Below are 12,002 nucleotides of genomic sequence, written 5' to 3' on the forward strand. Positions count from 1 at the left end.
CGGCTCAGAGCTTCGCGAGCTTCGCCCGGGCGACGAGGAACAGCCCGTACATGACCAGTCCCGCGCTGACGAGGGTCAGGGCGATCGTGCCGTACGGAGGGACGTCGAGGAAGCGGATGGCCCCGTCGAGCCCGGTCGCCTGGCGGGCGTCGCCGGTCAGCGCCGCGACCACGAAGATCCCGCCCGCCAGGCCCAGAGCGAGCCCCTTCGTGATGTAGCCGGTCGCGCCGAGGATCAGCACGGCCGTCCCCGTCGGGCCCTCGGGGATGCGGACGAGCTTGCGGAAGCCGCGTCGGATCCCGATCGCGACGAAGCCGATCCCGCTGCCCAGCACGATCCCGCCGACGATCACGAGGATCACGACTCCGACCGTGCTCGTCAGCAGCTCGGTGTTGATGCGGCGGATCGTCGCCGACGAGCTCGTCGAGCCGCCGAGCGCGAAGACGAGCGTGGTGCCCGCGAGCGTGAGCGAGGCGAAGCCCTTGCCCGACTCGACGATCCGGCGGCCCAGGCGGGCGGGGAGCCCCGGCGCGGAGGAGCGCCCGCCGAGGGAGAGCTGCCAGAGGCCGAGCGCGACCAGCCCGACCAGCGCGGCCCAGACCACCACGAGCCCGACGGGGGAGTCGGCCATGCGCCCGATCGCTCCGGACGCGTCCGCCTCCCGCGAGGTCTCGTCGCTGACCGCGACGCGCAGGGCGAGGCCGCCGATCAGGAGGTGGATCAGTCCGTTGACGGCGAATCCCGTGCGGGCGAGGCGCCGGAAGCGCCGGGTCCGGACCCCGGCGCGCGGCGACGGCACGCTCGCAGTGGACATCGCGCAACCCTCTCATCCCCGGCGGCCCCGGCGCCTCCTGACCCGCCGACGCTCGTGAGGGACCTGCTCCGGCGGCGGCGGCTCGAGAGGGGGACGGGCTTGCGGCGTCAGCGCGGAGAGAGGGCCGCCGAAGCGCGCCGTCCCGCCCTCCTCGTCGGAACAGCACCGACCGTCAGCAGCAGCCGCAGGCCTCGGAGTCCTCGCTCGTCAGCGCGGAGATCGGCGTCGTGCAGGACTCGCCGCGCCAGGCCTCCAGGCCCTCGCGGACGGCGACCGCGGCGATCACGAGGCCGGCGACGGGGTCGGCCCACGTCCATCCGAGCGTGCTGTTCAGCAGCAGGCCCACCAGGACGGCGGCGGAGAGGTACGAGCAGAGGAGCGTCTGCTTCGAGTCCGCGACGGCCGAGGCCGAGCCGAGCTCGCGGCCGGTCCGGCGCTCGAGCAGGGAGAACGCGGGCATCACCAGCAGGCTGACGGCGGCCAGCACGATGCCGACGGGGGAGTGCTGGGCCTCCGAGAATCCGAGCAGCGCCCGGACCGAGTCGACGGCGACGAACGCAGCCAGGCCGAGGAACGAGACGGCGATCACCCGCAGCGCGGTGCGCTCGCGCGCCTCCGGATCGCGGCCCGAGAACTGCCAGGCGACGGCCGCGGCGGAGAGCACCTCCACCACGGAGTCGAGGCCGAAGGCGACGAGCGCGGTGGACGACGCGACCGTCCCGGCGGCGAGGGCCACGATCGCCTCCACCACGTTGTAGCCGATCGTCGCGCCGACGATCCAGCGGATGCGCCTCTGCAGCACGCGGCGGCGGGCGGGGAGGAGCGGAGCGCGCAGGGCGGTCATGCGCAGCGGCAGTCGTCGCCGGAGCAGCAGTCCGGATCGACGACGAGGGCCAGGCGGAGCAGATGGTCGAGCGCCCCGGCGATCCGGGTCTCGGCCAGCCGGTACCAGGTGTATCGGCCGTCCTTCACGGCCTCCACCAGCCCGCATCCGCGGAGGCACGCGAGCTGATTCGACATCACCTGCCGCGAGACCCCGAGCGCGTCCGCGAGGTCGGAGGGGACGGCCGGAGCCTCGCGCAGCGTGAGCAGGATCCGGGACCGGGTCTCGTCGGCCAGGGCGGATCCGAGGCGCGCGAGAGCAGCGGAGTGGGTGAGGGTCGCGGAGGCGGGCACGGGAGCGACGGTACACGCGATGCTGTATCGAGCGCGAGGGCGGTGGTCTCTCCCCGAACGTGCGAGGTCCCCTCCTTCTCCCCCCGTCGGGTGGGCGGACGGGCCGCACTGCCGCGGATCCCCGGGGCCGGCCTCCACGGCGCGCCGCGTACGGCCCGTGCGCCGTGCCAGGATCCCCTTGATCACGGCGCCCGTCCGCCGCTCCGCCGCTCGGTCTCCTGGAAGGGCCACGGACCCGCCTTGCTCGATGCCACGACCCTCCGCGTCGCCTTCGGGGTCACCGCCCTCACCCTCTTCCTGCTGTTCGCGCTGGTCACCTACCGATCGACGCGCTCGTCCTTCAGCTTCTGGTGGTGCACGGCGCTCGCGCTGTTCATGGGCGGCTCGCTCGCCTACCTCCGCGACGGCACGGCCGACCAGGTGTGGGCGAATCCGCTCGGGAACGGGCTCATCGTGGCCGGCGCCGCCGCGGTCTGGGCGGCGAGCCGCTCCCTCCGCGGCCGGCCGACGCCGTGGTGGCTGGTGGTCGCTCCGACCGTGGTGGTGACGGGCGTGTCCAGCCTCGACTCGCCCGCCGTCAACGACTGGTCGGGAGGGCCGCTCTACCTCGCCTCGATGGCGCTCCTCATCGGCCTGTCGACCCGCGAGATCGCGCTGCTCGGCGCCGGGCGCTCGCGCACGCGCTGGCCGCTGCTGCTGAGCTCCGGCGCCCTCTCCCTCTACTACGCGCTCCGGTTCGCCGTGTTCCTGGCCGCGGGGCTGCGCAGCGAGCTGTTCGCGACCTGGTTCGGGACCCCGACCACCACGCTGATCACGCTGGTGCTGCTGGTCGTGGTGTCGTTCAGCATGGCCTCGCTCAGCGGCGAGCAGGTCGCGCAGATGCTCACCGCCGGCGCCGCCCGCTCGCGGCAGGAGCTCGCCGACGGCGAGAGGGTGCAGCGGCGGCTCGAGCCCCGCTCGGTCCCGGACCTCCCGGGCTACGACGTCGCCGGCGCCTGCGTGCCCAGCGGGACGGTGAGCGGCGACTTCTTCGACTGGCGCTGCACGCCCGACGGGCTCGCGGTCACCGTCGCCGACGTGATGGGCAAGGGGGTCGGCGCTGCGATGATCGCGGCCACGGTCCGCGCCGCCCTGCGCGTCACTCCTCCCGCTCTCGGCCCCGCGGCGACGATGGCGCTCATCGACCGGGTCGTCGAGCCGGATCTGTCGGCGAACGACGCGTTCGTCACGCTCCTCCACCTGCGGCTCAGCGCCTCGACCGGCGACATCGCGCTCGTCGACGCCGGCCACGGACTCGGGATCGTCTGCCGCACCGACGGCTCCCGCGAGCGCATCCCCTCCGCCCACCTGCCGCTCGGCCTCCTCGGCACGCAGGAGTGGCAGCCGACCGGCCTCCGGCTCGACCCCGGCGACCTGCTGCTGATCTGCAGCGACGGTGTGCTCGACCTCTTCGACGGCTCCCTCGCCGCCCTCGACCGGGTGGCCGACGCGGCCGTCGCCGCCCCGGCGACCGCCGCCGACGCGGTCGCCGGCGTCACAGGCCTGGCGGCCGAGGGAATGCTGGCGGACGACGTGACCGTGGTGGCGATCCGGCGGACCTCGGGGAGCTGACCCGGCTCGTGCCCGCCCCGCCTGCAGGCGCAGCGTGTCGGCAGCAGGTCGGGGCCGGGAGCGCGCCTCATTCCGATCGCCGACGTCGTTCCGGCGACGAGGTGCTACGGTGTCACCTGCGGCGTCTGAAGCGCTTCAATCACAGCTCTAGGTTCAAGGAGGAACCCATGCCCAGCACCAGCATGAAGTCTCGACGCACGGTCACCGCCCTCAGCGCGGCCGCTGTCACTCTTCTCGCCCTCACCGCCTGCAGTGGTGGAGGCGGTGGCGGCTCGGCCGCTGCCACCGAGTTCACCTTCCTCGCGATCAACGAGAACACGACCATCCCCGCGGTCCTGACCTCGCTGAGCGAGAACGAGTGCTCGGCGGAGAACGAGGCCCTGCCGCTGAAGATCAACAAGCAGGCGCAGGGCTCGCTCGACCAGCAGCTCCAGCTGCTCGGTGGCCAGAACGCCCTGCCGTCCGCTTTCGTGTCGGCCAACTCGCCCGACCTGATGAAGGACCTCTTCGCCGCCGACAAGGTCGCCGACTTCACCGGTTCGGACATCGCGAAGAGCTTCGTGCCGGTCGCGGCGTCGAGCATCGCCTCCATCTACGGCGACACGACCATGGTCATGCCGACCGAGCTCAACATCGAGGGCATCTGGTACAACAATCAGATCCTCAAGGACAACGGGATCACGATCCCGGACTCCTGGGACTCCCTGGTGTCGGCCTTCGACACGCTGAAGGCCGCGGGCGTGCAGCCCGTCTCCGCGGCGGGCAAGGGCGGCGACGGATGGGGCGTCACCCGCTGGGTCGGCGCCTACCTCTACCGCGAGCTCGGCCCGGACGCGATGAGCAGGATCGAGAGCGGTGAGGCGAAGCTGACCGATCCCGAGTACGTGAAGGCCGCCGAGCAGGTCGCAGCGCTCGGCTCGGCCGGCGACTTCGGGCCGTCGCCCTCGTCCATCGACTACGCCACGGCTCTCAACAGTTTCCTGACCGGCGACGCCGCCTTCATCTACATGGGGTCCTGGGCCGTCTCGAACTTCACCGACGAGACCGCCAACAAGATCGGCGTCGACAACGTCGGCTTCATGCCGTTCCCGACCGTCGACGGCGGAGTGGGCACCACCGACCAGACTCCCGCCAACGTCGGAACGAGCATCGCGTTCTCGAAGACGGCCTACGAGGACGAGAAGGTCCAGAACTGGGCCTCGTGCATCTCCGAGAACTACGCGGCGGCCGCGCTGCGCGAAGCCGGGCAGATCTCCGGATTCACTGTGAACGGGGACGTCGAGATCCCCGCCCTCACCCAGCAGGTGCAGGACCAGATCGCCGCGACCGACCAGAGCGTGGCCTGGTTCGAGGCGCTCTTCGGCGCCAATGCCACCACGACGAGCCAGAGCAACGGCGGCCCGCTCGGCGCCGGTCAGGTCTCGGGACAGGACTTCATGAACACCGTGCAGTCCTCGCTCGGCCAGTAGCAGCCGCTCCGACGAGGGCGGGGCTCCGGCCCCGCCCTCGTCTCCCTTCTCTCCCTCCCTCTCCCCCTGAGGACACCATGAACTCTGTGCTCGCCGACAAGCGCGCCATCGCCCTCCTCCTCGGCCCCGCGCTCGTGGTCTACACGGCCGTGATGCTGCTGCCGATGCTCTGGTCGCTCGGCTACACCTTCTTCACCGGCGGCGTCCTGGGCGGTTTCAGCTTCGCCGGGCTGACCAACTTCGAGCGGCTCTTCAGCGATCCGTCCGTCGGGCCGGCCGTCCTGTTCACCGTCAAGTACGCGCTGCTGGTCACTGTCGGCCAGGTCGTAGCCGGCTACCTGCTCGCGTTGCTCTACCAGTTCTTCCTCAAGCGTGCATCGAGCCTCATCCGGACGCTGATCTTCTTCCCCGTCGTGCTCCCGACCGTGGCCGTCTCGCTGCTGTTCCAGAAGCTGTTCGAGTTCGCCCCGCAGACGGGGCTCGTGAACTCCGTCCTCAACTCGGTCGGCATCCCCTCCGTCGACTGGCTAGGCAGCGCCGACACCGCGTTCATCGTCATCGCCCTGATGGACATCTGGCGGGCGATGGGCTTCTACGGAGTCCTGCTCTACACCGGCCTCCTCGACATCCCGGACGACGTCATCGAGGCCGCGAGCCTCGACGGCGCCTCGAAGGGGAAGCTGATCCGCCACGTGATCCTCCCGCTGTCGCTCCCGATCGTGGTCTCCTCTGCGATCTTCAGCATCAACGGCACTCTCAAGGTCTTCGACTCGATCTACGCCCTCACCGGAGGCGGGCCGGGGACCTCGACCACTCCGCTCACGCTGTACATGTACCGGACCTCCTTCGCAGGCGGCGACTACGGGTACGGCGCGACGATCGCTCTGCTGCTGACCGTGATGTGCCTGCTCGTGACAGCGGTCATCTTCCGCGGCTCCATGACCACCGACAAGGATCGCGCATGACCACCACCGCTGCCGCAGCTGCGGCCACCGCCGTTCGATCGCCACGACCCGGCGGACCGCGCCGCGCGGGCCGGGGCGTCGGCGCCGCCTTCGTCAAGCGACTGCCGCTCTACCTCGTCGTCGCCGTTCTCCTCGTGGTCTTCGTCTATCCGCTGGTGTGGCTCCTGCTCGGATCGCTCAAGACGCAGGACGAGTTCCTGAACAATCCGACGTGGGCCCTCCCCGAGAACTGGCTCAACTTCTCGAACTACACCACGGCCTGGGGCTCGGTCGCGGGCTACCTGCTCAACTCGGTGCTCGCCGTCTTCCCTGCGCTGCTGATCACTCTCGTGATCGGCACAGCCGCGGGCTTCGCGCTCGAGATCATGGTGTTCAAGGGCCGGCGCACGATGCTGCTGCTCTTCCTGGTCGGGATCATGATCCCGGGCCAGATGATCCTGCTGCCGCTCTTCTCCGTCTACTTCAACCTCGGGCTGAGCAGGTCGCTGTGGCCGCTGATCATCACCTACACGGCCACGGCGCTTCCGCTGACGGTGTTCATGATGGCGACCTACTTCCGAGCGATCCCGCGCGAAATCTTCGAAGCGTCCACGCTCGACGGCGCCAGCATCATCCGCTCGTTCGTGTCCGTGGCGTTCCCGATGATGCGCAACGCCGTCTTCACCATCGCGCTCGTCCAGTTCTTCTTCATGTGGAACGACCTGCTCATCGCCCTGACGTTCACGACGGACGACAGTCTGCGCACGGTCCAGGTCGGCCTGCTGAACTTCACCGGGCAGTTCGGAGTCGTCGACTACGGCCCGACTTTCGCGGCCATCTGCATCAACGTGCTGATCATCCTCGTGCTCTACGTGTTCCTGAACCAGCAGGTCATGCGGGGGCTCGCCGCGGGCGCGGTCAAGGGATGAGCGCCGTCGTCTCCGTGTCCTCCGTCCGATTCGAGCACCACGAGGACGGCCGCCTGGGCATCGGGGAGAGCGCTCCGCGGCTCTCCTGGCGCTACGGCGAGGCCCCGACCGGCTACGTCCAGACCGGGGTCGACATCGAGGTGTCGATCGAGCGGCCGGGCTCCGATCCGGAGGTGAGCCTCCACCGGCACGCCGGCCCCGAGCAGGTGCTCGTCGCATGGCCGGCTCGTCCGCTCCGCTCGCGGGAGCGCGTCACCGTGCGCGTCCACCCTCTTCTCGAAGGAGCAGGCTGGAGCGCTCCGTCGACGGTCGAGGTCGGTCTCCTCGGTCCGGACGAGTGGACCGCGTCGTTCGTCGGGCCGGACGACGAGGACGCATCCGGTCTCCGGCGTCCTTCACGCGTCCGAGCCGAGTTCGATTCTCCTGCCGACGTGGTCCGGGCACGCCTCTACCTCAGCGCGCACGGCCTCGCCCAGGCAGAGGTCAACGGGCTGCGCGTCGGCGACGAGGAGCTCACGCCGGGCTGGACGACCTACCGCCACCGGCTCCGCTATGCGACCTACGACATCACCTCCCACCTCCGCTCCGGTGCGAACGCGGTCGGGATCTGGCTCGCGGACGGATGGTGGCGCGGCCTCGTCGGGTTCGACGGCGGCCTCACCGACGTCTACGGAGCCGATCAGAGCGCGCTGGCGCAGATCGAGTTGACACGGGCCGACGGCACTCTCCTCACGATCGCCAGCGGCCCGGACTGGACCGTCGGCGGCGGCCCGATCCTCAGCACCGGGCTCTACGAGGGCGAGCACACCGACCTCCGTCTCGACGATCCCTCATGGTCGACCCCCGACTGGTCGGGGGAGCGCGTCGCAGCACGAGTGATCCCTGCGGATCCCTCGATCCTGGTCGCTCCGACCGGCTCGCCCGTCCGCTGCACCGGGGAGCTCGCTCCTGTCTCTGTCCACGACCGGGGCGACGGCCGGTGGCTGCTCGATTTCGGTCAGAACCACTCCGGGCGGCTCCGCATCACCGGAAGCGGTGAAGCGGGGGACACCGTCGTACTGCGGCACGCCGAGGTCCTGCAGGACGACGAGCTCTACACCCGGACGCTCCGGGGAGCCGACGCGACCGACCGCCTCGTGCTCGCCGGCGGCGACTTCACGTGGGAGCCGAAGTTCACGATCCACGGATACCGCTACGCCGAGATCTCGGGATGGCGCGGTCCGCTCGACGCCTCCTCTGTGGTCTCGCGGGTCCTGCACACCGACATGGAGCGGACCGGATGGTTCCGCAGCAGCAACGCGGCCGTGAACCGGCTGCACGAGAACGTCGTCTGGAGCGCACGGTCGAACTTCGTGGACCTGCCCGTCGACTGCCCGCAGCGCGACGAGCGCCTGGGGTGGACCGGGGACATCCAGGTGTTCGCGCCGACCGCGGCCTTCCTCTTCGATGTGACCGGGATGCTCGCCTCCTGGCTCCAGGATCTCGCGCACGACCAGGACGACCGGGGCACGGTCCCCTTCTACGTGCCCTACCTCCCGCTCGGCTCCTGGGCGGACGCGCCGGTCGACCCGGTCGCCGTCTGGGGCGACGCCGCCGTCCTCACTCCGGAGGTCCTCTACGACCGCACCGGGGACGCCGGGATACTCCGCCGCCAGTACGCCAGCGCCCGGGCCTGGGTCCTGCAGGTGCAGGAGCGGGCGGGCGGCGATCTGATCTGCGAGGGCACGATGCAGCTCGGGGACTGGCTCGATCCGGCCGCACCGCCGGACGACCCGGCGCTCGCGACGACCGATCCCGCTCTTGTGGCCACCGCGTACTTCGCGCGCTCGGCGCGGGCCATGGCCCGCATCGCGGGGATCGTGGGCGAGCGGGAGGACGAGGCCTACTTCGGTGACCTCGGGGAGCGGGTGGTGCAGGCCTTCGCGGCGCGGTACATCGATCCGGACGGGCGGCTCCGCGAGGAGACCCAGACCGCGCTGTCCCTGGTCACGGTCTTCGGGCTGTGGCCCGACGCCGACGCCTCCGAGACCGGCGCCCGACGGCTGGCGGAGCTCGTCGACGCCGCCGGTGGACGGGTCGCCACGGGCTTCGCCGGGACGCCTGTCGTCTCCGACGCCTTGACGCTCGGCGGGCACCTGGACGAGGCCTACCGGATGCTCCTCACGGAGGAGTGCCCGTCCTGGCTCTACACGGTCGCGATGGGCGGCACCACGACCTGGGAGCGCTGGGACTCGATGCTCCCCGACGGGACGGTCAATCCCGGGGACATGACCTCGTTCAACCACTACGCCCTGGGCGCCGTGGCCGACTGGCTCCACAGGGTCGTCGCAGGCCTCACACCGGCCGCACCCGGCTACCGCCGGATCCGGTTCGAGCCGCGACCCGGAGGGGGGCTGACGTCGGCCGGAGCGACGCACCGCACGCCGTACGGCGACGCGAGCATCGACTGGGAGGTCTCGGACACGACGGTGTCCGTCTCCGTCGTCGTCCCCATCGGCACGACGGCCGAGGTCGTCCTGCCCGGTCGGAGCGTGGTGGAGGTCGGCCCGGGCGAGCACTCGTTCGCCGAGCCGCTGCCGACGGGCACCAGGACGCTGGAGGAGTCGCGGTCCCGGTGACCCGACGAGGCGACCGCGGGGTGGCGAAGGGGATCGGCAGCAGCCGCAGGCCTTCGGGACGGCCGCTTCCGTGCCGAGGGGTTCAGCGCGGAACGGTGCTGCCGCGGACCACGAGGCGCGGACGCAGTACTTCGTGGCGGTGCACGTGCTGCGGATCGGAGATCTCGTCGAGGAGGAGCCTCATCGCTGCCTCCCCCATGGCCTCGCCGGGCTGGGCGAGGGTCGTGATCGGCACGACGCTGTCCCAGGCCGAGCGGTTGTCGTCGTACCCGGTCACCGCGATGTCCTCCGGGACGCGGAGGTCGGGGCGCGCGAGGAGGGACTGGAGGACGCCGAGGGCGAGGAGGTCGGCAGCGGCGACGACGCCGTCGGGCCGGTCGGCGACCGCCCTGTCGGCGAGGAGATGGCCGAAGCGGCGTCCGTCCTCGACCTGCACCTCGGGTGTGAGATCCAGTTCCAAGGAGACCGCGCCGTTGCTCTCGGCGACGGCGCGCTCCACTCCTCGGAGCCGGTCCCGGACGGGGACCGCGATGGCGGGATCGCCTGCGAAGGCGAGCCGCCGGCGCCCGAGCTCGATCAGGTGGCGCGCGGCGAGGTACCCGCCGTGCTCGTCGTCCGCGCTGACCGTGCAGGCCCCGTCGACCGCCGAGTCGTTGAGGAAGACCAGCCGACGCCCCGGGGGGAGCCTCCCGATCGCATCGGCGGCCGTCTCGGGGAGCGGGGCGAGGAGGATGCCGGCGACCTGCTCCTCGACGAAGAGATCGAGGTACGTGCGCTGCTTGATCGCCCGGACGTCCGCGTTGCCGAGGACGACGGTCATCCCCGCGGTCTCCGCGGTCTGCTCCGCTCCCCGCGCCATGTCGAGGAAGAAGGAGTTGCTCAGGTCGATCACGACGAAGCCGATGGTGCTGCTCGTCCCCGCGGCGAGGGCGCGGGCGGCACGATTCGGTGCGAAGCCGAGCTCGTCGATCACCTGCTGCACTCTCGACCGGGTCGCGGCCGAGACGAGCGACGGGCGGTTCAGCACGTTCGAGACGGTGCCCAGAGCCACGCCGGCGCGTCTCGCCACGTCCTCCATCCGCGGAGGGGAGACCCGCTCGGAAGCATTCGGAACGGAACCGGGCCGCGCCTCACCGGTCGCGCGAACGCCCTGTCGCGCCTCGTCCGCCGCCGCCCGTGAGTCCATCGGTCCATCTTCTCGCACCTGGGGAGGCGGCAGCGCCGCCCGGAGCGGAGAGGAGGCCGACCGATGATCGATCCTGCTCCCCGAGCGGTGTCCCGCCGATCGTTGCTGACCGCGGGCGGAGCGATCGGAGTGTCGGCTGCCCTCGCCGGCTGCAGCCCGCACGGCGGCTCGGCCGAGCCTGCACCGATCGGTCCCGACCCGCTCCCGTCGGCCGCCCCATCCGGATGGGAGGTCGTCTGGGAGGAGGACTTCTCGAGCGCAGACCTGGATGCCGCCGTCTGGACCGCCGCGGACCACGGCGGCAACCGCGATCTGAACGAGAAGCACTACAACGATCCGGCGATGGTCGCGATCGAGGGGGGCAGCCTCGTCCTCCACGCCCGACGCCAGGAGCGCGAGGGCTATCCGTTCGTCGCGGGGAGCATCTCGTCGAAGGACAAGCTGGCGGTCGGGCCCTACGGTCGGCTCAGCACCCGCCAGCTCCTCGGGCCGGGTCAGGGCCTCGGCTTCGGCGTCTGCCTCTACGGCGTCGACATCGACTCCGTCGGATGGCCCGCGTGCGGTGAGATCGACGCGACCGAGATCGCCGCCGGGCGGCCCAGGTCGCCCTTCGCGTCGATCCACGGCCCCGGCTACTCCGGCGGCTCGCCGATCTCGGCGACCGGCGCGATCCCCTCACTGGTGGACCGGTGGGCCGAGCACGTGCTCGAGTGGGAGCCGGGCAGGATCAGCTGGGCGATCGACGGGACGGTCTACCACGTCGCCGACGCCTCCGATCCGCGCGCGGCCGGCGGGTGGCCCTTCGACCGGCCGTTCTTCGTCACGATCGTGCTCACCGTCGGATCGTTCCTCTCGGGCGACGTCGACGAGTCGACCTGGCCCCGAAACGGAACGGAATCATCGCCGAACGCCTACGCGGTCGTCGACTTCATCCGCTTCGAGCAACGCGTCGCGGACTCCACGCGCCGGTGACCCGGCAGGAGGTGAAGCGATTCGACAGGATCTCTTCGTTGATTTCCAGCTTTTTCCCAGGTCGGCCGAATAGTGCGCGGGCAGTCGGAATCGTTGACTTGATGCGCTTCAACTGCCAAGTTGGGCGGACACGGCGGCACCCACATCCCCCTGACCGCTGCGTGTTCTCACCGCCTGGAGGTCAGCGATGACGCTGTCGAAGCCCGATTCACCACGAGGGGGACCCTCGTCCCGCCGACCCTGGCTGCGGGGGCTCGTCTCCGCAGCCCTCGCGGGTGCCCTC

At 71.1% G+C, this 12,002-nt stretch carries 10 protein-coding genes; 6 read left to right on the plus strand and 4 right to left on the minus strand.

Annotation, left to right across the window (positions count from 1 at the left end):
* Positions 1–4: 4 nt before the first annotated feature.
* The 3 genes from C5C49_RS11375 to C5C49_RS11385 all read right to left on the minus strand — a co-directional run bounded on the left by C5C49_RS11375 (position 5) and on the right by C5C49_RS11385 (position 1,990).
* Positions 5–814 carry a DUF1206 domain-containing protein gene (locus C5C49_RS11375; RefSeq protein ID WP_104227140.1) on the minus strand — a complete coding sequence of 270 codons (810 nt, stop codon included), beginning with the start codon at positions 812–814 and terminating at the stop codon, positions 5–7.
* 172 nt (positions 815–986) lie between these two features.
* A complete protein-coding gene (locus tag C5C49_RS11380) occupies positions 987–1,658 on the minus strand; it encodes a cation diffusion facilitator family transporter (protein WP_104288666.1) in 672 nt (223 codons plus the stop codon).
* Positions 1,655–1,990 carry a helix-turn-helix transcriptional regulator gene (locus C5C49_RS11385; RefSeq protein ID WP_104346196.1) on the minus strand — a complete coding sequence of 112 codons (336 nt, stop codon included), beginning with the start codon at positions 1,988–1,990 and terminating at the stop codon, positions 1,655–1,657. The genes C5C49_RS11380 and C5C49_RS11385 overlap by 4 nt, the downstream gene beginning before the upstream one ends.
* 240 nt (positions 1,991–2,230) lie before the next feature.
* Here C5C49_RS11385 and C5C49_RS11390 point away from each other — a divergent pair, with 240 nt between their 5' ends.
* The 5 genes from C5C49_RS11390 (at position 2,231) to C5C49_RS11410 (ending at position 9,561) form a co-directional block, all read left to right on the plus strand.
* Positions 2,231–3,601, plus strand: a complete 1,371-nt coding sequence (locus C5C49_RS11390) for a PP2C family protein-serine/threonine phosphatase (protein WP_104346197.1) — start codon at positions 2,231–2,233, stop codon at positions 3,599–3,601.
* A 167-nt stretch (positions 3,602–3,768) separates the two neighbouring features.
* Positions 3,769–5,070 (plus strand): ABC transporter substrate-binding protein, encoded by a 1,302-nt coding sequence (locus C5C49_RS11395; RefSeq protein WP_181135762.1) that lies wholly within the window; start codon positions 3,769–3,771, stop codon positions 5,068–5,070.
* Between the two features lie 77 nt (positions 5,071–5,147).
* Entirely contained in the window at positions 5,148–6,035 is an 888-nt protein-coding gene (locus C5C49_RS11400; RefSeq protein ID WP_104238505.1) for a carbohydrate ABC transporter permease, read from the plus strand.
* Positions 6,032–6,943 (plus strand): carbohydrate ABC transporter permease, encoded by a 912-nt coding sequence (locus tag C5C49_RS11405; RefSeq protein ID WP_104238506.1) that lies wholly within the window; start codon positions 6,032–6,034, stop codon positions 6,941–6,943. Before C5C49_RS11400 ends, C5C49_RS11405 begins: the two co-directional genes overlap by 4 nt.
* Positions 6,940–9,561, plus strand: coding sequence for an alpha-L-rhamnosidase (locus C5C49_RS11410; protein ID WP_104346198.1), 2,622 nt, complete (start codon positions 6,940–6,942; stop codon positions 9,559–9,561). The genes C5C49_RS11405 and C5C49_RS11410 overlap by 4 nt, the downstream gene beginning before the upstream one ends.
* An 82-nt stretch (positions 9,562–9,643) precedes the next feature.
* Here C5C49_RS11410 and C5C49_RS11415 read toward each other — a convergent pair whose 3' ends face one another.
* Positions 9,644–10,639, minus strand: coding sequence for a LacI family DNA-binding transcriptional regulator (locus C5C49_RS11415; RefSeq protein ID WP_104238508.1), 996 nt, complete (start codon positions 10,637–10,639; stop codon positions 9,644–9,646).
* Positions 10,640–10,810: 171 nt separating this feature from the next.
* Here C5C49_RS11415 and C5C49_RS11420 point away from each other — a divergent pair, with 171 nt between their 5' ends.
* Positions 10,811–11,719 (plus strand): family 16 glycosylhydrolase, encoded by a 909-nt coding sequence (locus tag C5C49_RS11420; RefSeq protein ID WP_104346199.1) that lies wholly within the window; start codon positions 10,811–10,813, stop codon positions 11,717–11,719.
* Positions 11,720–12,002: the final 283 nt, after the last annotated feature.

It is taken from the genome of Rathayibacter sp. AY1E2, assembly GCF_002932325.1.
GTDB lineage: Bacteria > Actinomycetota > Actinomycetes > Actinomycetales > Microbacteriaceae > Rathayibacter.